This window comes from Pseudomonas putida W15Oct28, assembly GCF_000708715.2.
GTDB lineage: Bacteria > Pseudomonadota > Gammaproteobacteria > Pseudomonadales > Pseudomonadaceae > Aquipseudomonas > Aquipseudomonas putida_R.
This window is the reverse complement of sequence record NZ_JENB01000029.1, coordinates 13,813-33,194: the sequence shown is the minus strand read 5'-3', so window position 1 is coordinate 33,194 and position 19,382 is coordinate 13,813. Positions and strand designations below refer to the sequence as shown.

Sequence of the window (19,382 nt, the reverse complement as noted above, 5' to 3'; positions counted from 1 at the left end):
CCACTGTGGGAGCGGGCGTGTCGAGGCGTCGAACCGCCGCGAACACCGGCGAAGCCGGTGCCATCCACCACGCTGGGTTCTTCGCGGGCATGCCCGCTCCCACAGGGACCGCGCAGGCTTCAGGCTTATGCAGTACCTGTGGGACCAACTGTCTTTGCTCACACTTTGAAAGTTCACGCGATCACTGTGGGAGCGGGCGTGTCGAGGCGTCGAACCGCCGCGAACACGGGCGAAGCCGGTGCCATCCACCGCGTCGCCTGCTTGCACAATGTCCGCGTCAGCTTCAGGTGAGCTTATTCAACCGCCTCGGCCACGCCCTGGTCTTCACCCAGAAACCCACCACTCTGGTGCTGCCACAGCCGGGCATAGGTACCGTTCTTCGCCAGCAGCTCGGCGTGGGTACCTTGCTCGATGATGCGCCCTTCATCCATCACGATCAGCCGGTCCATGGCGGCAATCGTCGACAGCCGGTGGGCGATGGCGATGACGGTCTTGCCCTGCATCATTTCGTCCAGGCTTTCCTGTATCGCCACTTCCACTTCCGAGTCCAGCGCACTGGTGGCTTCGTCCAGCAGCAGGATCGGTGCGTTCTTCAGCATTACCCGGGCAATGGCGATGCGCTGGCGCTGGCCACCGGACAGCTTGATACCGCGCTCGCCCACCAAAGTGTCGTAACCGTTGTGGCCCTGGCGGTCGCTGAGCTGGCTGATGAAACCATCGGCCTGGGCATTGGCAGCAGCGGCGCGGATTTGTGCGTCGGTTGCGTCTGGGCGCCCATAGGCGATGTTGTCACGAATCGAGCGGTGCAACAGCGAGGTATCCTGGGTGACCATGCCGATGGCGCTGCGCAGGCTGTCTTGCGTGACCTTGGCGACGTTCTGCCCATCGATGCGGATTTCGCCGCTGTCCACGTCGTAGAAGCGCAGTAGCAGGTTAATCAAGGTGGACTTGCCGGCGCCGGAACGACCAACCAGCCCGACCTTTTCGCCTGGGCGAATATGCAGGCTCAGGTCGTTGAGCACCTGGCGCTCGCCGTTGTAGTTGAAGCTGACCTTGTCGAAGCTTACCGCGCCGCCACGGGTTACCAGCTCAGTGGCACCCGGCGCATCCTGTACCTTGGGGCCGCGGGTGAGGGTGGCCATGCCGTCCTGCACGGTGCCGATGTTCTCGAACAGCGAAGTCATTTGCCACATGATCCAGTGCGACATACCGTTGATGCGCAGGGCCATGGCGGTAATGGCCGCGACCGCCCCGGTGCCGACCTGGCCCTGGTGCCACAGCCAAAGCGCGTAGCCGCCGGCGCCAAAGATCAAACCCACCACCAGCGCCTGGTTGACGATCTCGAACTGGCTGACCAGGCGCATCTGGCGAAAGCCGGTCTGCTTGAAATCCTCCATGGCCGCACGGGCGAAATGCGCTTCGCGTTTTGAGTGCGAGAACAGCTTCACCGTGGTGATGTTGGTGTAGGCGTCGGAAATCCGCCCGGTCATCGACGAGCGTGCGTTGGCCTGTTCTTGCCCGACCTTGCCCAGGCGCGGCACGAAATACAGCATGGCCAGCCCGAACAGCACGAGCCACGCAATGAACGGCAGCATCAGTTTCAGGGCAAAGCCACCGGCCAGGGCGATGATTGCAATGAAGTACACGCCGATGCCAGGCAGGATTTCGATGAGCGTGAACAAGACCTCGCGCACTGCCAGCGCTGTCTGCATGACCTTGGTCGTAACCCGGCCAGAGAACTCGTCGGAGAAGAACGACAGGCTCTGGCGCAGCATCAGGCGATGGAAGTCCCAGCGCAGACGCAGCGGCAAGTTGATGGCCAGCACCTGGTGCTGCACCAGGGTGCGCAGCGCCACCAGCCCGATGCTGGTAACCAGGACGATGCCTATCCCCCACAGTACGTGGCTTTCCTGTGTGCTGGCAGCGGCGCCACCGGCCTGCCAGGCCGAGAGCAGGTCGACCACCTGGCCGAGGAAGGCAAACAGCCAGGCTTCGTAAATCGACACCCCGGCACTGAGCAGTGCCAGGGCAAGAATGTAGCCGCGAGCACCCCGGGTGCAGGCCCACATGAAGCGCAGCAGGCCAACCGGTGGCGGCGGTACTTCGTCAGGGGGGAAGGGGTCTAACCAGCGTTCAAAAATGCGAAGCATGCGTGTCTCCGGAAAATCAGCATCGGCCTGACAGGTAACCTTACCGCACATCGAGACATTCGCCTGTAAGAACGCACCCTTTGGGCAGCGGCGCTTACGCCGCTCGAACCCTACAGCGAGTGGCGTTGATAGCAATCGCCGTGGTTACACGCCCCCTGCGCTACAGAAGGTTGACACTGGGCACGCCGCCGCACCATTATCCAGCCATACCTACGCAACGGGCTTTTTCATGATGTCCACATCCAACCACGCCATTACCGCTTCGGGCTTCATTGCCCAGGCAGGCGCGTGCGTTGCCGTTGCCAAGAAATCCAAGAAACAGCCGCTCATCTGACCGAGGCGCGCTGTCTCGTCAGATGGGCTGACGAGACAGAAGGCGCCAGGTATCCCTGCCAGACCACTTCGACTCTTCACCCGCTGACGCTGACTTTCGGTCAACATCAGGAGTTTTTGCATGTCGAATTTCCGTGGTATCTGGATCGCCCTCGTCACACCCATGCGCGCCAATGAAGTCGACTTCGCCGCCCTGGAAAAGCTGGTGAAGAAGCTGCTCGAAGACGGCGTGGCCGGTTTTGTGGTGTGCGGTACCACGGGTGAGGCGGCAGCACTGTCCAAGGCCGAGCAACTGGCCGTGCTGGATGCCGTGCTGGCCTGGGTGGCGCCAGGCCAGGTGGTGATGGGCCTGTCGGGTTACAACCTGCGCGAACTGTTGGCGTTCCAGGCTGAAATCCAGAAGCGGGACATTGGTGGGCTTCTGGTGCCGGCGCCTTGCTACATCCGCCCATCGCAGGCCGGCATCGAAGCCTTTTTCAACACCGTAGCCGATGCCGCCAGCGTGCCAGTGATCGTGTACGACATCCCATACCGCACCGGCGTGCGCATCGAGCGCGAAACCTTGCGCCGGATTGTGCGCCACCCGCGCATCGCGGCAGTCAAGGACTGCGGTGGCGACAGCGAAACCACCATGGCCCTGATCCAGGACGGCCACGCCCAGGTGCTGGCCGGTGAAGACCTGCAGATATTCAACAACCTGTGCCTGGGCGGTGCAGGGGCCATTTCGGCTTCGGCGCATGTGCATGCCGAGCGTTACGTGCGCATGCTGCGGCAGGTCGATAGCGGCGACTGGGCGGCTGCGCGTACCACGTTCTACCAGTTGCTGCCGTGGATCAAAATGGCCTTCGCCGAGCCCAACCCGGCCGTGGTCAAGGCCGCATTGCAGTTGCAGGGGTTGATGAGCGACGAGCTGCGCGAGCCGATGCAGGCTTGCACTCAACCCACCAGAGACAAACTGCTGGCGGTGCTGGCGCTACCCGGTGCCCTGTAGGAGATCATCCAGCACGATGGGGCTGCGATGTCCCGCAGAGAGCAAGGTTTCGGCAAGCGTCGCGTTACCCTGTGGGAGCGGGCGTGCCCGCGAAGAATACGACGCGCTGCATGGCACCGGCTGCGCCGGTGTTCGCGGGCGCGCCCGCTCCCACAGGGGCGCTGCTTGGTCAGATAGCTATGTGTTGTTCTATAGAGCAACCTCCGAGTCGCCCCCCCGGCCCGACAGCACGAAAAAGCCAGGCATCAGCCTGGCTTTTTCGTGGGTGGTTTTTACTATTAGAAGTCCTTGCTTACCGCCGTTTGTGCGTGGCCCTCTTGCTGCTGTTGTTTAGCTTGCACCTGGGCGATCTGCTGTTTCTGCTCGGCTGCGTCATTGCCCCACAGGCGCGCCTGCTCGGCCAGGAAGTTCTGCTTGAACTGTTCAGCCCGCTGGGAGCCGTCTTCCGCATGCACGGCGCCGGCCAGGCCAAACAGCACACTGCCAATCGCGATGGTTTTTATCAGTTTCATGATGCACCTCGGTTTCCTTGCAGGCGTGCCTGCGTAGGTTTATCGCCCGCTTGCCTGGGCAACGGTCTGGCCACTTGGGCGCAGTGGGCCATGCCAGTTCGGTTTCAGCGGCAGCGCGCAGCACACCAGGTTGCGCGAATGCCGGCTTCGATGGCGGGTTTGCCAGCAGGTGCTTTACTTTCAGCGTTGGTGTTCATGATGCCTGCTCCCGTTGTTTCGAAGTTGAAGTGTTTCGATGGGTTCAGCTTCTCACCGAAGCAATGTTCGGAAAATACAACGGCGGTAGTGCAACTTGGGTGGTGCAACAGTTGTGGTGCAACAGCTGTAGTATCAACAGCGTGAGTGGCCAACATGACCAGATGGCAGGAAATCAAAGAGGCCGCCGTTGAACTTTTCGGCCTGCCGCAACCCTTCGCCAATGCGCAGGACGAACAGGGTTTTCTCGAAACCCAGGCTGCAGAAAACCTTCGCAGGCGACGCTTGTTCATGTTTGTGGCCATCGCCGTATGGGCCGGTTTTGGCTATTGGGATTATTATCACTACATGCGTCATGAACAGGCGCTTTCGCGCCTGGACTTCTACTGGATCCTGGTGTGGCGGCTGGCGGGCACCCTGGCAGTAGCCGCAGCCGCCTGGGTGTCATTCACCTCGCGCTTTGACAACGAACGTTGGGTGAACAGAACCGTGATGATTGCGGTGTGCTTCGCCCAGACCTGCCTGGTGGCAATGATGCAGATTGTCCCGGCGCCGTTGAATTACAATTACTATTTTGTCGGCATTGTTCTGGTTATCTTCTTTCAGCACGGCACCTTGGCGCTGCTGGCGCGCTATTCGTTGTTCAGTACCGGCTATTGCGTGCTGCTGCTCTGTGTGCAGGAAATAACGACGGGTGTTTTGGATACTAACTTTTTTCCCGCCATGTTTTATTTGCTGGCATTTGCCCTGGTGGGCTGGACCATCAGCGTGCGCGCCGAGAAAGTTGCGCGGGAGGGCTACCTTAAATCCCTTGCGTTGAACAGAAAGAACGAAAGCCTGGAGCAGGCCAACTTCCGCGTCCGCCGCGAGAAACTGAAAGCGGACGATGCGCTGAAGGCGTTGTTTGACCAAGAGGCGAAAAAAGCCGTGGAAATCCGCGAAAAGGCCGAAGCCAGCACACGCTTCGTCCGCGCGGCTTACCACGACACCATGCAACCCTTGGCCTCGATTGCCTCCCTGGCGTACGTTGGCGAGCGCATGGTTGAGCAGGGCCAGCATGAACGCCTGCAGGAGGTCTTCCACGATATCGAAGTATCCGGGCGGGAAATCAGCGCCCTGTTCACCGGCCTGCGCGAAGTGTTTACCAGTGGCGAGTCGCAACCGGCCATCGAGCCGTTCTCCCTGAACGCGCTGATGACCGAGCTCGAATCGCTGCACCAGCCGTTGGCGCAAGCCAAAGGCCTGCGCCTGAAGTTACTGCAGCGCCGGCAGGATGCCGTGCTCAATTCAGACCGGGCGATTTTCAAGCGTGTGCTGGGCAACCTGATCTCGAATGCCGTCAAGTACACCGAGCGGGGCGGCGTCGTGGTCGGCAGCGTGGCGGGCAGGACCACCGTGCGCATCGATGTGGTCGATACCGGCATCGGCATACCAGACGCGTTCAAGGGCAAGGTCTTTGAGGAGTTCTTCCAGGTCGACAACCCCAGCCATGACACCCGGCGCGGCTTGGGGTTGGGGCTGTCGATCGTGAAGAACTTCATCGATCGCTTGCCGGGCCATCGGCTGAGCTTCAGCAGCCGCCCTGGGTACGGCAGCCGCTTTTCGGTCGACTGCCCTTTGTTCCAAGGGGAAGCACTGACTACGGGCGCCAGTGTGCCGGCGCCGCAGGTCAATGACACATGCCTGGACATCGCCGGCGCCTATGTCCTGCTGGTCGATGACGACAAGCGCATCCTCGACAGTTTGTCGAAGTCGCTGAGCCTGCAGGGCGCCATCGTCGCCACGGCCGAGGACCGGGATACCTTGCAGGAAGCGTTGGCGCGGGCGCCGGATCGCTACCCGGACCTGCTCATCTGCGACTACAAACTGGGTGACGGCCTGGTCGGCGTGGCGCTGATCGAGCAGGTGCGGGCGTTCTACGACTGGGCCCACGTGCCAGCGATCCTCTACACCGCCGAGCTGTTGCGCCAACCGCTGCATGACGACAGCCTGTCACGGGCCGTCGGTAAAGGTGAAAGCGCGGCCACCTTGATGGCTGCCATTCAGCAGCTCTTGTCCCGCGGTCGGCTGGCCAACGCTGGCGAGGCCGGTGAAGACAGCACCCCCAGCACCTGACCGGTCTTGGCGAACAGGCCTTGCAGGCCGTACAGGTCGATGACCCCGAACTTGCCGTAGAGCTTGCTCAGGTACTGGCGCACGTTGACCGGGTTGATCTCCAGAATCGCCGCGATCTTCCACGGCGCATTGCCTTGCAGCGCCAGGCGCAGAATGTCGAACTCGCGCGGTGTCACGCCCAGGTCCTTGGGGCCGAGCGGTGTCGCGGGTTGCTCGTGGAAGGAAGAGGAGGGTGCTTGGCCACCTTTGCCAATCGCCTCGCTGGGCAGGTAGACCCCGCCGCTGAGCGCTCGCTTGATGGCCTCAAGCATCACTTCGTGGGCACTGGCCTTGGGCACGAAGGAAGAAGCACCGCGGCGCATCACCTCGTCGACGAAGCGACGCTCCGACTCCGCCGACATCACGATCACAGGCGCCGTCACGCATTTGGCAGGGTCGGGGTCGGCCGGCGCCTCGCGGCCGGACTTGAACAGCGACAGCAGGCTCAGGCCGTTGTCGGGCGTAAGGTCGTTGCTGGTGGCCGAGGTGGGGATGCACAGGTCCAGGAAGATCACGTCGAAGGCCTGGCTACGCACCAGTTCCAGGGCCTCTGCGGTACAGGAAGCTTCCAGCACCTGGGCGTCGTGATGCACGGCCTGGATAAGGCTCTTGACCCCGGCCCTGAGGATGCCATGGTCGTCTATCAGCAGAATACGCATCAGCCGGCTCCTGGCGGGGGGATGTGCTTGCAGTATTGCCGAGAAAGGGGCGGGTGTACCTACTACGGCTGTAGTGGGTACAGTGTGTCGGGGTATTAGCGGCTGGAGGGCTGCGGCGTAGAGGCTCTACGCTACCTGCAAACAGTCCCGATCAATCTTCTCATTTGCCAAGGCACAGGAGAGGGTCCATACCAATGACATCTCTGCCAAAGGAATCACCGCATGTCAAAGCTATATCCAAGTATTGATCCTGAGGGGCTGGTCGAGTACTCGGTGGTCTACACCGACCGCTCGCTCAATCACATGTCGAAGACGTTTCAAGGGGTGATGAAGAACATTTCCAGCACCCTGAAACAGGTCTATAACGCCCAGGCGGTTGCAGTCGTGCCGGGCAGCGGCACATTCGGCATGGAATCGGTAGCGCGGCAGTTCGCCACCGGCCAGCAGTGCCTGGTGATCCGCAACGGTTGGTTCAGTTATCGCTGGAGCCAGATCCTTGAGATGGGCAACATCCCCGCGGCTACCACGGTGCTGAAAGCCCGGCCGGTCGACACGGGGCGCCAGGCAGCCTACGCGCCCCCGCCTCTGGACGAAGTGCTGGCGGCCATTGAGGCGCACAAGCCGCAGATTGTCTTCGCCCCCCACGTTGAAACCTCATCCGGGATCATCCTGCCCGACGCTTACTTGCGGGCCATTGGCGACGCCGTGCATGCAGTGGGGGGCCTGTTCGTGCTGGACTGCATCGCCTCCGGCACGCTGTGGGTTGATATGCACAAGTGCGCAGTCGACCTGCTGATCAGCGCACCGCAAAAAGGTTGGAGCGCCTCCCCGTGCTGCGCACTGGTGATGCTCAGTGCCTTGGCCCTCGAGCGCATCGAGCAGACGCAGAGCAGCAGCTTTGCCTGCGACCTGAAAAAGTGGCTGCAGATCATGCAGGCATACGAACAGGGCGGGCATGCCTACCATGCGACCATGCCCAGCGATTCGCTCGCGCGGTTCAACGACGTGATGAATGAGATGCAAGCCTACGGTTTCGACAAGGTCCGCGGTGAACAGCAGGCGCTAGGCGATCGGGTACGCGCCCTGTTGACCGGCAAAGGCATCAAAAGCGTGGCCGCAGCCGGCTTTCAGGCCCCGGGCGTAGTGGTGAGCTATACCGATGATGCCGACATCAAGAACGGTAAGAAATTTGCAGCACACGGCCTGCAGATAGCGGCCGGAGTGCCGTTGCAATGTGACGAACCGGCCGACTTCCAGACCTTCCGTATCGGCCTGTTCGGGCTTGAGAAACTGCACAATATCGAGCGCACGGTCAGCACCCTTGAACAGGCACTGGACGAAGTGATGGTGAGCTGAGCCCTGCTTTTTTGCAGCACGGCTATGGCTGTCTGCTATGGGGCGTTGATGGCCGATCGTGAGCGGCTGCTAATGACCCAGCCAGGCAATCATATAGGTAGGAGATTACCCGGTCCCTTGGGCCGCGCTGTCACGCAGTGAACAATGGTCATTGTGGGAGCGGGCTTGCCCGCGAAGCTGGCGACGCGTTGGATGGCACGGGCTTCGCCCGTGTTCGCGGGCAAGCCCGCTCCCACAGTGATCGCGCAAACTTTTAGATTTTGATCAAGACAGTTGCTCCCACAGTGATCTGAGCTGCGCTCGATGAAATGCGGCCCGTACCTAGTTCGCGGGCAAGAGGATCACGAAGTTCTTTCTCATGTCCTCCAGCACGGTCCATTTGCCCTTGGCGCCCGGTTCGATAATGAACGTGTCGCCAGCGGCCAGTGTGACGGGGGCGCTGCCCTCAAGTTCGATTACGCAGCGTCCACTCAGGACATGGCAGAACTCCCACACTTTGTAGTCGATGCGCCACGCTCCGGTGCTGGCTTCCCATTCTCCGGAAATGCGGCCTTGCTGTTCATCGTGATAGTACTTGGACGTCAGCGTATGAGGGGTGCCTTCCAGGACCTCTTCAAAAAAGGGAAGGTCGCGCACCGGTTGGATATCCAGCTCGCGGAACACGGTCAGTTTGTTGTTCATGGTTTTTTCTCGAGCACGTTGTGGGTAGGGCGATACATCAAATAGGCTTCACCGGTTACGCCCAGCATCGGGTGCGCAACGATCTGGCAGGTTTTAACAATGTGAAAACCGTGACGTTCGTAGAAGCGGCGTGCACCGTGGTTTTCTGCATAATCGATCAGGCATAGCCCAGCCAGGCCAGCGTCCTCGGCGCGCTGCTGGGCGTGGCGAAGAAACTGCACGCCCAGCCCCTGGCTGCGCCAGGCCTCATCCAGGGCCAGGCTGGATATGTACAAGGTGTCAGGTACTTCCATGTCCGAATAAGGCGCGAGCACCGGGTCTGTCTCGACAGGCCTGTCAGGGGCTTCGCGCAAGGCATAGCTATGCATCATGCCGATGACGCGCCCTTCGAAAGTGGCCATCAGGCAGTTCTTGTAGGAAAAGTCGCCCTGTTCCCTGGCATAGCGAGACGCACCGACACTCAGCAACGCTTCTCCAGGTGCGGCAAGCTTGCTCCATATGTAATCGGCCATGCCCTCCGATGTCAGTTGAAAGAAGCGCGCAATATCGTGCGCGTCCGAGGCTTGGGCGGGCCTGAAGTCGATAGGCATGAACAGTGCTCACATGGGATAGGGTGGTTGTTTTTCCAGGATTACGCGCTTCACAGGGTGGCAGGGTAGGCGGGTTGAACGGTTCCCATCATGCTCTGGGCGAACACCATCAGCACGGTGTGCGACGCTGGCCCATGCTCAAAGGCACGTGGCCGTCCAATGGCACAGGCCTGGGGAATCGAGCGTGCAGTTGCCGGAGGTGGTGAGGCGAGAAGCGGGGCGACCTGCTGTCACGCCAACGCCAACTCACTGTCCTTTATGTTCGCAATCGGCCCCAGAATCGCGGAGTCAAACTCGGTAAGGGCTGTGTGAGTTGCCAGGCGACGGGGAAGATCCGGGTTGGCAAGCGCTGCTTTGCCCAACGCGATCATATCGGCGCCGTCGCGTAAGACTTGCTCCGCGTGGTGCGGTACATCCAGCCCTCCATTGGCGATGATCGGAATCTGGGGCGCATATCGGCGCGCCAGCTCAACCAGACTTGCATTGCCTTCGATGAATGCTGGTTTCCATGCCTCAAACTCCGTCACATGGATAAAATCCACACCCGCATCCGTCAGCGAGCCGAAGATGACCTCGGCGGCAGCTTCGCCTTCTGCCCACTTATGTTCATAGTCGTTCACCTTGCTTTGCGAGGTGCGCACGCCCACAGGCGCGAGCGTGCCCACAGCAGCCTTGACTGCCTTGATGACTTCCAATGTCAGCCCGAGCCGTGCCTTTACATTGCCGCCCCAGCGATCATCTCGTTGATTGGTGTAGTCAGTTAGAAACTGGTCTAGCAGATAGCCGTTTGCTCCGTGGATTTCAATACCGTCGAATCCAGCGGTATGCGTGGCCAGCACGGCGGCTTGTGCAAATCCCGCAATGGCATCAGCGATGTCCTCGTCACTCATCGCCTGGGGGAGCGGGTACTGCCCCTCACCGTAATAAAACTTCATCTGCGTTCCTTTCGGCCGTACAACCGAGGGTGCAGCGGTAGCAGTTTCAAAACGGTTGCCCTGATTCAGTGCCCCAGCATGCATGAGCTGAGCGAATACTGAGCCATTCTGGGCACGAATCAGATCTGTCACGCCGCGCCACGCCTTGGCCTGTTCGACATCACTGAGCCCTGGCTGGAAGGGGTAGCCCTGAGCATACTTCTGATCGGTGTACAGCCCTTCTGTAATGATCAGACCAAATCCCCCTTTGGCAAACCGCTCGTAGTAACGCGCAATCTCAGCGGTCGCCAGACCCGCCTCGGTAGCACTGACACGCGTCATGGGCGCGACGGCAAGACGGTTCCTCAAACTGCGATTACCAATATCATAAGGCGTTAAAATCTGTTGGTTGTAGTCAATCATGGGGTCAGTCCTCACTTTTCCGAAAGGCTTCAATAATCGGTGTGGAGGACAGTAAACTTGGCCAGAAGTGTTTAGAAGCCTGCAAAAACGATAAGCCGCTTTATCAGAAATGGATGCAATGATGCAGATCCCGGACGTGGAAGTATTTAGCGCCATCGTTGAGAGTGGCAGCCTGTCAGCCGCCGCCCGACGTCTCGGTCTGGCACCCATGACCGTGTCGCGCAGACTGGCAGCCCTCGAAGGAGAGCTAGGGGTTCGGCTGTTTCATCGCACAACCCGCGCAGTGTCGTTGACAGCCGAAGGCGAAACATTTCTCCCCTTTGCAACGACGCTGCTGGAAGCCAGCGAGGGAGCGAGGGTCAGCTTGAAATCCTATGCGGGTACTGCCAGCGGTGTTTTGAAAGTCACTGCGCCCACCGTATTCGGACAGTCCGTGATCATGCCGCTGATTCCCGCGCTCCTGGGAGAACACCCGGCGCTGCGCGTTGATCTGACGCTGTCGGACAGCATCGTAGATATTGTCGGGCTCGGAATCGATGTCGCGATTCGCATTGCAACCCTTCCAGACTCCGCCTTGATTGCACGCACTCTCGCACCGAATCCCAGGGTGCTGTGTGCCAGCCCGATGTATCTGGAGCGTCATGGGGTGCCAACTACGATGGAGTCACTCTTGAGCCACCGCCGCATCGCTTTGCATGGGATGCCTCACTGGCCGTTCATTCGTGATGGTGAAGCGGTTGTCTTGCGGGCGGAGGGCGTTTTTTCTGCAAACAGTGTCGACGCGGTGCGCACGGCATGTAGGCAGGGTTTGGGGGTGGCGATGCTTACGTACTGGGACGTCCTTGATGATTTGGCGGCTGGAACCCTTCGTCTGGTCGAATTGGAGGATGTGAGCCCGGAGCAACTCTTCATCACCGCGATATTGCCTACTCGCCAGCATGTACCACACAGAGTGAGCGTTTTCCTCCTGCAGCTGGAGGCAGTGCTGAATGCCTGAGAGCGGACATCAATGGCAAGGTTTACGTATTGGTTACGCGCCAACCGGGCATGTCCAATTCACTAAGGCATAACCATATACCCTTTAATTCTTTGTCACCTCAGACTCTGTGTTTTCAACTAGCGCCTTTTTGAGCGAGCGCTGTCCGTGGAGCACTGTGAAGTAGTCGTCATCGGTCTGGGCGCCATGGGCGCCGCCACCACGTATCAGTTGGCCAAGGCGGGGGTCGATGTGGTGGGCATCGACCGCTTCCAGCCCCCGCATACCTTTGGCTCAAGCCACGGCGATACGCGCATTACCCGGCTGTCCGTGGGGGAGGGTGCGCAGTACGTGCCTATCGTGAAGCGGGCCCAGCAGATCTGGCGCGATCTGGAAGCGCAGTCTGGCGAGTCGTTGTTCGAACAGTCCGGCTTGCTCGCACTCACTTCCAGCCCCGACTTCGACCCCGACGATAAAACCGACTTCACCCTGCGCACCATAGGGTTGGCCCAGACCTACGGGATCGAACACGAAGTGCTCGGCGCCGAGCAGATCCGCCAGCGCTTCCCGCAATTTGCCAACGTACGCGACGACGCGATCGGTTACTTCGAACCGGGCGGTGGTTTCGTGCGCCCTGAACGCTGCATCGAGGTGCAGTTGCGTTTGGCGGTGCAGCACGGCGCGACCTTGCACACAGGCGAAACGGTTACCCAGATCAGCTCGGATGAACAGGGCGTAACGGTCACGACCGACCTGCGCACGGTGAAGGCCCGCAAGTTGGTGTTCAGCGCCGGCAACTGGGCCGGCGGGTTGTTGGGTGAGCCCTTCGACCGGTTGCTGAGTGTCTACCGGCAAAGGCTGTTCTGGTTTGAGCTCGAAAACGGCGCGGGCCTTGAGGGCGCGTCGCCCACGTTCATCCTCACCCATGGGCGGGGGGACGACAAAATCAATTACGGCTTCCCCGCGCAGCCCGGCGAGGGCAGCCTGAAAATCGCCACGGCCCAGTACCACACGGCCTCGCACCCCGACCTGCTGGACCGCACGGTTTCTGCCGTGGAAGAACTCGAGATGTACCAGCAGCAGGTGCAGGGCCGTATTGCCGGCGTCACACACAAGGTCCTCAAGTCGGCCGTTTGCGCCTACACCGTCACCCCGGACCGGCATTTCATCATCGACCAACACCCCACGCTCAAGCACACCCTGGTGGTGTCCGCCTGCTCTGGCCACGGTTTCAAACACTCGGCGGCCTTGGGCGAGGCCTTCGCGCAGTGGTGCACACGCGGCACTACCGACCTTGATCTGTCCTCTTTCACCCTTGAACGATTCGAAGGAAAAACCCTGTGAAGCGTATTGCACTTTCCCTTGCCCTGCTGGCTGCCTCCCTCGGTGCTGCACAGGCCGAAACGCTCAAGATTGCCGTGGTGCCTGTGCCTCACGCCGAGATTCTGGAGTTTCTCAAACCGGAGTTGGCCAAGCAAGGCGTTGAGCTGGAGGTGAAGGTATTCACCGACTACATCCAGCCGGATCGCCAGGTGGACGAGGGGCGGCTGGATGCCAACTACTTCCAGAGCAAGCCGTATTACGAGGCCTACAAGAAAGACCGCCCGAGCAGCGACCAGGTACCGGTTGTAGCCGTTCACATCGAGCCGTTCGGTGCTTACTCGAGCAAGGTCAAATCGGTCGCCGAGCTGAAAGATGGCGCCACCGTTGCCATTCCCAACGACCCCACCAACTCCGGGCGCGCACTGCTGCTGATCGCCAAGCAGGGCCTGATCACGCTGAAAGACCCCGGCAACATCATGGCAACCGCCGCCGACATCACCAGCAACCCGAAGCACCTGAAGTTCAAGGAGCTTGAAGCGGCCATGCTGCCGCGCGTGCTGGGCCAGGTGGACATGGCGCTGATCAATGCCAACTACGCGCTGGAAGCCAAGCTGGTGCCGCACAAGGATGCGCTGTTCATCGAAAGCTCGGAATCGCCGTACGCCAACTACCTGTACGTGCGCAGGGACAAAGCCAGCGACCCGGCGGTGCAGAAGCTTGGGGCATTGTTGAACTCGCCTCAGGTCAAGCAGTTCATCCTTGAGCGTTATCACGGCGATGTGGTGCCGGCGTTCTGATTGCTTGGTCGACCAACTCGAAAGTGGCAATTTCGCGATCAGAGAAGAAGATGATGGTGGGCGAAGCCTGAACACGAAGGTGCCTGAGACATTTCATTTCCTCGACGCGATCCCCATCCTGTTTGCGTCACAGCTTGACGGATGAGTTTACTTGGCAAGTGAAGAGGGGAAGGACTGGGCGAGTTTCAATCCTGGGTAGCCATTCTCAGGGCTACCCGCCGTTTAGCTTTGCAGTGCACTTTGGGGCGAAAGCGATGGTCCACGACTGGCCGCTATCGACCCATAGCTGACGTCCGCCCAAGCGATGAATATCTGCGCATGTGGACATCTGAGCTTTTCAGGCAGTTACACCCATGAAGGACTCCACCCGGTTTCGCCCCATTTCTTTTGCCCGGTAAAGGCATTCGTCCGCCTGTTTCAGAACTGCTTCGCATTCGATGGCCTCACCAGCACAACTTGCTACGCCGATCGAAACAGTAATATGGCCCACGACAGGAATCTCGCTGTTCGCGACAGCCTGACGAACCCTCTCCGCAATCACGGTTGCGGCATCTTGGCCTGTGTCGGGCAATATCAGCAGAAATTCCTCGCCCCCGGCCCTGCAGGCCAGGTCTGCAGTTCGGGACTGCTCCATCAGCGTCTGCGCCACCTGCTTGATCGCTAAATCGCCTTTGTCATGACCAAAGGTGTCATTTACCCGCTTGAAGTAATCGATGTCCACCGACAAAACCGAGTAGGCCCGTCCAGCGTGCTGTAGCCCCCGCAATTCTTCATCCATTGCCCTGCGGTTGGCTAATCCGGTTAGCGGGTCGGTAAGTGCCTGGCGGTTCAGTCGGCCCATCTTCGCCTGCAGCAACTGTACGCCCGTGAGCATCGCCTGGCGAATGGCTGCTGCCTCGCGATACCAGGCGTTGAGCCGTTGCAGGTTATCGGTGGTTTGCGGCGCAGCGAGTTGCCCTGCAATCCTAGAAAGCTCACGTAACGGGCGAGAGATCATCAGCGCTCCACCGCCGATCAATATGATGCCTATGATCGCAGCCGGCACCATGCCCAGAATCATGTTCCGCATCAACGTGCTCAGTGGCGCCAAGCTGGCCTCTTGCGGCTGCTGGGCAACGACTGCCCACCCGGAGCCTGGCACTTGCGCATAACCCGCCAACATCGGGATGCCCTTGTAGTTGCGTACTGCCATGGCGCCGCTTTGGCCCAGCAATGCGGCGTCGACAGTCTTGCTCCATCCGAGTTTTTCGCCAATGCGCGTCTTCTCCGGGTGATAAAGCAGCTGTCGATCGCGGTCGGCGACGAATGCGAAAGTGCCTTCATGATAAAAGTGCTGACTGATCAGGGTATGCAGCGCACCTTCCTGCTTCAGATAAATGGAGCCGCCAATAATGCCGACGTAACGATGGCTGGCATCGAATATCGGTACGGATACGAATACCACCAAGTTGCCCGCAGCCGATACATACGCCGAACTGACGTAGGGTTGGCGCGCTGCCAGTGCCTGGTTGACCGCTTCGGAGTGCAAGGTGGAGCCGTTGATCTGTAGGGCGTCCGGGTATGCATCCAACACTTTTAAGGTGGTATCGACGATGGCGATGGAGTTGAAATCAGCATCCTGCTGCTGAAGGCGTCGGACCTCGGCATGGAAAACTTCACTGTTGCCCCAGTGGCGGCCCAGTTGCTCGGCACTGAATTGCAGATGGCTATGTGCCGCGCGGATGAACTCATCGATGCTTGACGCAAGCTTGGCGGCGTAGGCACTGTTCGATTGCAAGGCATGCTCAATCAGAGCTTCCCGCTGCACCCGATAGGCGGTGGCCAAGGCATTGGCCAAGGTGGCCAGTACAGCCAGCAGAACCAAGCCCAGAATCAGCAGACGCAAGTCGAGCACCTTCAAGCGAGGGCTGACAACCTGCTCTTCGGTCTGTGATTGCTGTTCGCCAGCCGGGTCCATCATGGCTGGCAACCCTTGGATTTCAGCCACCACCCTGATACTGCAATTGCCAGGCTCATGCCCTCTCCCTTGATTGCCAAACAGAAGCCTCGCTGGCCTGCGCTAACCATAGCCAATCTGGAGCGATCCGCCATCATGCACAGCTAGCTGATACCGTGCCAGAGAAGGGCCTTCGGCGTCCGTGCCGAAAACCGGCTGTCAAGTAAGTTAAACGTCAGACGCTCTGGGGCATCTCGCCTCGTTCCAGTCGCACCTCGATATCGGCGATCACTCCTGGCAACTCGGCGATGGTGTCAATCAGGTAGTGCGGTCGTGCACCTTCGAACATTTGGCCAGTGCGTTTACGCGCCTGCTCCAGCTCTTCCTCCGGCAGTGCTTTGTACTGTTCGTAGGTCAGGCCAAGCGCATTGCCTGAGCAAGTCAATGCAACCGTCCACATGCCAGCACTGCGCCCCTCGAGGATACCGGGCCAGGTGTCATCGACCTTGACACATGCGGCTACGTCACTAATCCCCAGGGCAATGACGTTGGCCAAGGATTGCGCAGGATACGGGCGCCCGTTAGGCACTTCATCGGTAGCGACGACATGATCTGCGACGTAGCCCTTGGACTTGGCCAGCGCTACCACTTTTTCCATTACCACTGCCGGATAACCGGAACATGAGCCGATTTTGAGGTGTTTGCGGCGTAATTGCTCGATGACCTCGAGAGCCCCTGGGATCAACGCCGAGTGCTCGGCAATTTTCTCGATCTGCAACGGCATGAAGCGTTCATAGATGGCGGTCACGTCGTTGTCAGTAGGCGTGCGGCCGAACGCCAGTCGATACCGCTCGGCGATCTCCGGCAGGTCGCACAGCGTGCGGATATGGTCCCACTTACCCATGCCCATTGGCCCGCGGGCTTCTGCCAGGCTAACTTGCACGCCGAACTCGGCAAAGGCTTCGACGAAGATCTGGGTGGGTGCGAACGACCCAAAATCCACGACGGTGCCGGCCCAATCGAGAATTACTGCCTGCAGTTGCTTGGGTTGCTGATAGTTCATGAGATTGCTCCATTGAGTAAAAAACAGGTGAGCGAGGCCCGCTCGGCGCAATCGCGAGCTGGCGATGAGCGCTTGAATCAGTTGCTGGTCAACGAATCGAACAGTTCGGCGATGATTGGCCGCTTACGACGGATAGCCAGGCAGCACAGGAAGTAGCTGATATGGAACGGATCCTCGGCGAAGGCGATCGAACGCGTTCCGGGGCGGTCTGCATGCTCCACTGCCGAGACGAACCCCACCCCAATGCCATGCACCACGGCATGGACAATGGCTTCGCGGCTGTTCAATTGCATGGCGCAGTCCAGCGACACGCCGTACTGGCGACAGCCTTCCTCCACCAGTTGCCGCGTACGCGAAGCCGGTTCTCGCAGCACCACCGGCTGATTGGCAATTTCCTTGACACTCACACTGGCCTGTTGAGCCCAGGGGTGGTCGTCGCGCACCACCGCCAGAATCGGACAGGTGCGATAGAGCCGCGTGCTGAGTCGATGGTCGAACTCCGACAAGGCAAGTATCGCCAGATCGATGTCGAAGCTGTACAGCCGCTCCAATGTCCCAGCTTCGCTGCTGAACGAGGTTTCCAGCTCGATCTGCGGGTAATGCTGCATCAGCTCGTAGGTCAGGCTCATGGCAATGGGTGGCGACACCGCACCGATGCGAAGCAGGCCTTGCTTGCGCTGCTGAAAGCTCTGTAGCAGTTGCAATGCCTCGTCCTCCTGGCCGAACAGACCCTGAGTGATGTCGTACAGCTGGCGACCGGCCTTGCTCAGCTCGATGAAGCGCCCGCGGCGATGGAACAATTCCACGGAAAAACGCTTCTCCAGTGCGCTCACCTGCTCGCTGATTGTCGGTTGGCCGATGCTCAGCAACTGTGCCGCTTGAGTAAAGCTGCCGGTGCTGGCAACGGCATGAAAGGACCGCAACCATTTGTGGTACTGGTACATGGCATCTCTCGATCTGGGTACAGCAGCAAGCTGTCATCATGGCAGCGGTCCTCAACGGCGTATAAACAGCGCGACCAAAGCGCTGCAAGTACATGCCGTGGTGACCACTATGAAGATCAGCGACGTGTTGCCGGTAGTATCGAGCATACGTCCGATCAGCGGCTCGGCCAGTCCGGCGAACAGATACGATGAGAAATTCATGATGCCAGTGGCCGTCCCGGCGCGACGCGAGCCGACAAGATCGGGACACAGCGCCCAGAAGCTCGATGCCGGGCCATAGACGAAGAAACCGCACAAGAACAACGCAATCAGGCCTACTGCGCTGTGCGCCGGCAGGCTCCACATCCACATGCTAGTGGCTGCGCCCAGGACCATGTACAGCATGATCGCCAGGTAGCGCTTGCTGCCGAATAGCTTGTCAGAGACCCAGCCATTGCTCAGTGCCCCAACCGCCATACCCACCGGCAGTGCAATGGTGATCCACTTGGGATCGATGAAGCTGTCACCCTTCTGCCAATTGGCACCGAGGAAGTGCACCGGCACCCAGACAATCAGGCCGTAGCGGGCGGCGTTCTGGAATCCGAGGGACAGAGCCGCCACCAACAGGCGTGGGTTCTTGAGCACGGCAAAGTAGCGTTGCCGCGAGGTTTCGACTTCGCCCTGTGCCGCTTCACTGTCACGGTCCTGGGCACTGGCAACGCCAGTATCTTCCAATGCTGGGTAGCCCATGTCTTGCGGCCGTTCCCGAGCTACCAGGTAGAAGACAATGCCACCGGCCAACATCAGCAGCACCGGCAGGCGGAAGATCCATCGCCACTCCAGGTGAAGTACGTCGATCACCACTACCGATGTAACGTACGACAGCACCGAAGCACAACCGGCGGCGAACACATAGAAGCCGTAGACCTTGCCGCGTTCGGCTGCGCCCCACCAGTTCGACAGCAGACGGCTGCCCGGTGCCCAACCCAAGGACTGGAAATAGCCGTTGATGCCCCACGGCAACACCAGGCTCACCATTCCCCCAGCGAAGCTAGTGACCCAGTTGGCACCGCAGGACAACACCGCACCTAGGCTCATGATGCGTCGGCCGCCGAATTTGTCGGCTAAGTTGCCGTTGATGGCCTGCCCGATAGCGTACATCCACAACATGGCGCTGGAGGCCCAGCCCAGCGTTTCCTTGCTGAAACCAAACTCGGCCTGGATGCCAGGGATGGCAAAGCCGAAGGTTTGGCGGCCGGTGTAGAAGAACAAGTAGCAGAACATGGCAGCCAATAGCATGCGCCACTGGGCCAGGCGAAACGGCATTGCAGTCGGGATTGAGCCAGACAGGGATTCAGCACGGTTCATGACGGTTTCCTTTTTGTTCGCTGCCGTCGGCCACGAGG

The 19,382-nt window shown here is 59.9% G+C and carries 17 protein-coding genes; 6 read left to right on the top strand and 11 right to left on the bottom strand.

Annotated features, from left to right (window positions below; translation table 11 throughout):
- Positions 1-293: 293 nt before the first annotated feature.
- On the bottom strand, positions 294-2,150 hold the full coding sequence (locus AK81_RS19415; RefSeq protein ID WP_043201530.1) for an ABC transporter ATP-binding protein: 1,857 nt from the start codon (positions 2,148-2,150) through the stop codon (positions 294-296).
- A gap of 210 nt (positions 2,151-2,360) precedes the next feature.
- A complete protein-coding gene (locus AK81_RS30165; RefSeq protein ID WP_162491981.1) occupies positions 2,361-2,606 on the bottom strand; it encodes a hypothetical protein in 246 nt (81 codons plus the stop codon).
- On the opposite strand from AK81_RS30165, the gene dapA reads away from it, so the two are divergent.
- Complete coding sequence (dapA, locus tag AK81_RS19405) at positions 2,605-3,474, top strand: 4-hydroxy-tetrahydrodipicolinate synthase (protein WP_043201528.1); 870 nt, start codon at positions 2,605-2,607, stop codon at positions 3,472-3,474. The two genes, AK81_RS30165 and dapA, sit on opposite strands and share 2 nt — an antisense overlap.
- Positions 3,475-3,752: 278 nt before the next feature.
- Here the strand turns inward: dapA and AK81_RS19400 are convergent, their stop codons facing one another.
- Entirely contained in the window at positions 3,753-3,986 is a 234-nt protein-coding gene (locus AK81_RS19400) for a hypothetical protein (RefSeq protein WP_043201527.1), read from the bottom strand.
- Between the two features lie 351 nt (positions 3,987-4,337).
- Here AK81_RS19400 and AK81_RS19395 point away from each other — a divergent pair, with 351 nt between their 5' ends.
- Complete coding sequence (locus tag AK81_RS19395) at positions 4,338-6,296, top strand: ATP-binding response regulator (protein WP_043201526.1); 1,959 nt, start codon at positions 4,338-4,340, stop codon at positions 6,294-6,296.
- Here the strand turns inward: AK81_RS19395 and AK81_RS19390 are convergent.
- Positions 6,224-6,994 carry a response regulator transcription factor gene (locus AK81_RS19390; RefSeq protein ID WP_043201525.1) on the bottom strand — a complete coding sequence of 257 codons (771 nt, stop codon included), beginning with the start codon at positions 6,992-6,994 and terminating at the stop codon, positions 6,224-6,226. The genes AK81_RS19395 and AK81_RS19390 overlap by 73 nt on opposite strands.
- Before the next feature lie 222 nt (positions 6,995-7,216).
- On the opposite strand from AK81_RS19390, the gene AK81_RS19385 reads away from it, so the two are divergent.
- On the top strand, positions 7,217-8,350 hold the full coding sequence (locus AK81_RS19385) for an aminotransferase class V-fold PLP-dependent enzyme (RefSeq protein WP_043201524.1): 1,134 nt from the start codon (positions 7,217-7,219) through the stop codon (positions 8,348-8,350).
- A 321-nt stretch (positions 8,351-8,671) separates the two neighbouring features.
- Here AK81_RS19385 and AK81_RS19380 read toward each other — a convergent pair whose 3' ends face one another.
- The 3 genes from AK81_RS19380 to AK81_RS19370 form a co-directional block, all read right to left on the bottom strand.
- Entirely contained in the window at positions 8,672-9,031 is a 360-nt protein-coding gene (locus AK81_RS19380) for a cupin domain-containing protein (protein ID WP_043201523.1), read from the bottom strand.
- Entirely contained in the window at positions 9,028-9,621 is a 594-nt protein-coding gene (locus tag AK81_RS19375) for a GNAT family N-acetyltransferase (protein WP_043201522.1), read from the bottom strand. The genes AK81_RS19380 and AK81_RS19375 overlap by 4 nt, the downstream gene beginning before the upstream one ends.
- 230 nt (positions 9,622-9,851) lie before the next feature.
- On the bottom strand, positions 9,852-10,958 hold the full coding sequence (locus AK81_RS19370) for a tRNA-dihydrouridine synthase (protein WP_043201520.1): 1,107 nt from the start codon (positions 10,956-10,958) through the stop codon (positions 9,852-9,854).
- Positions 10,959-11,079: 121 nt separating this feature from the next.
- On the opposite strand from AK81_RS19370, the gene AK81_RS19365 reads away from it, so the two are divergent.
- The 3 genes from AK81_RS19365 to AK81_RS19355 all read left to right on the top strand — a co-directional run bounded on the left by AK81_RS19365 (position 11,080) and on the right by AK81_RS19355 (position 14,054).
- The gene (locus AK81_RS19365; RefSeq protein ID WP_043201518.1) at positions 11,080-11,955 is read left to right on the top strand and encodes a LysR family transcriptional regulator; all 876 of its coding nucleotides are present in this window, start codon (positions 11,080-11,082) and stop codon (positions 11,953-11,955) included.
- A 147-nt stretch (positions 11,956-12,102) separates the two neighbouring features.
- Positions 12,103-13,278 (top strand): N-methyl-L-tryptophan oxidase, encoded by a 1,176-nt coding sequence (gene solA, locus AK81_RS19360; RefSeq protein WP_043201516.1) that lies wholly within the window; start codon positions 12,103-12,105, stop codon positions 13,276-13,278.
- Positions 13,275-14,054: a MetQ/NlpA family ABC transporter substrate-binding protein gene (locus AK81_RS19355; RefSeq protein WP_043201515.1), complete on the top strand. Its 780-nt coding sequence runs from the start codon at positions 13,275-13,277 to the stop codon at positions 14,052-14,054. Before solA ends, AK81_RS19355 begins: the two co-directional genes overlap by 4 nt.
- Positions 14,055-14,391: 337 nt before the next feature.
- Here AK81_RS19355 and AK81_RS19350 read toward each other — a convergent pair whose 3' ends face one another.
- The 4 genes from AK81_RS19350 to AK81_RS19335 form a co-directional block, all read right to left on the bottom strand.
- Positions 14,392-16,014 (bottom strand): sensor domain-containing diguanylate cyclase, encoded by a 1,623-nt coding sequence (locus AK81_RS19350; protein ID WP_043201513.1) that lies wholly within the window; start codon positions 16,012-16,014, stop codon positions 14,392-14,394.
- A gap of 211 nt (positions 16,015-16,225) precedes the next feature.
- Positions 16,226-17,053, bottom strand: a complete 828-nt coding sequence (phnX, locus tag AK81_RS19345) for a phosphonoacetaldehyde hydrolase (protein WP_043201510.1) — start codon at positions 17,051-17,053, stop codon at positions 16,226-16,228.
- Between the two features lie 77 nt (positions 17,054-17,130).
- The gene (locus tag AK81_RS19340; RefSeq protein ID WP_043201509.1) at positions 17,131-17,997 is read right to left on the bottom strand and encodes a LysR substrate-binding domain-containing protein; all 867 of its coding nucleotides are present in this window, start codon (positions 17,995-17,997) and stop codon (positions 17,131-17,133) included.
- A gap of 51 nt (positions 17,998-18,048) precedes the next feature.
- Positions 18,049-19,344 (bottom strand): MFS transporter, encoded by a 1,296-nt coding sequence (locus tag AK81_RS19335; protein WP_043201507.1) that lies wholly within the window; start codon positions 19,342-19,344, stop codon positions 18,049-18,051.
- Positions 19,345-19,382 lie beyond the last annotated feature (38 nt).

Coding starts and splice junctions, on each gene's coding strand:
- AK81_RS19415 (WP_043201530.1), bottom strand. CDS start 2,150: ATGCTTCGCATTTTTGAACGCTGGTTAGACCCCTTCCCCCCTGACGAA.
- dapA (WP_043201528.1), top strand. CDS start 2,605: ATGTCGAATTTCCGTGGTATCTGGATCGCCCTCGTCACACCCATGCGC.
- AK81_RS30165 (WP_162491981.1), bottom strand. CDS start 2,606: ATGCAAAAACTCCTGATGTTGACCGAAAGTCAGCGTCAGCGGGTGAAG.
- AK81_RS19400 (WP_043201527.1), bottom strand. CDS start 3,986: ATGAAACTGATAAAAACCATCGCGATTGGCAGTGTGCTGTTTGGCCTG.
- AK81_RS19395 (WP_043201526.1), top strand. CDS start 4,338: ATGACCAGATGGCAGGAAATCAAAGAGGCCGCCGTTGAACTTTTCGGC.
- AK81_RS19390 (WP_043201525.1), bottom strand. CDS start 6,994: ATGCGTATTCTGCTGATAGACGACCATGGCATCCTCAGGGCCGGGGTC.
- AK81_RS19385 (WP_043201524.1), top strand. CDS start 7,217: ATGTCAAAGCTATATCCAAGTATTGATCCTGAGGGGCTGGTCGAGTAC.
- AK81_RS19380 (WP_043201523.1), bottom strand. CDS start 9,031: ATGAACAACAAACTGACCGTGTTCCGCGAGCTGGATATCCAACCGGTG.
- AK81_RS19375 (WP_043201522.1), bottom strand. CDS start 9,621: ATGCCTATCGACTTCAGGCCCGCCCAAGCCTCGGACGCGCACGATATT.
- AK81_RS19370 (WP_043201520.1), bottom strand. CDS start 10,958: ATGATTGACTACAACCAACAGATTTTAACGCCTTATGATATTGGTAAT.
- AK81_RS19365 (WP_043201518.1), top strand. CDS start 11,080: ATGCAGATCCCGGACGTGGAAGTATTTAGCGCCATCGTTGAGAGTGGC.
- AK81_RS19350 (WP_043201513.1), bottom strand. CDS start 16,014: ATGATGGACCCGGCTGGCGAACAGCAATCACAGACCGAAGAGCAGGTT.
- phnX (WP_043201510.1), bottom strand. CDS start 17,053: ATGAACTATCAGCAACCCAAGCAACTGCAGGCAGTAATTCTCGATTGG.
- AK81_RS19340 (WP_043201509.1), bottom strand. CDS start 17,997: ATGTACCAGTACCACAAATGGTTGCGGTCCTTTCATGCCGTTGCCAGC.
- AK81_RS19335 (WP_043201507.1), bottom strand. CDS start 19,344: ATGAACCGTGCTGAATCCCTGTCTGGCTCAATCCCGACTGCAATGCCG.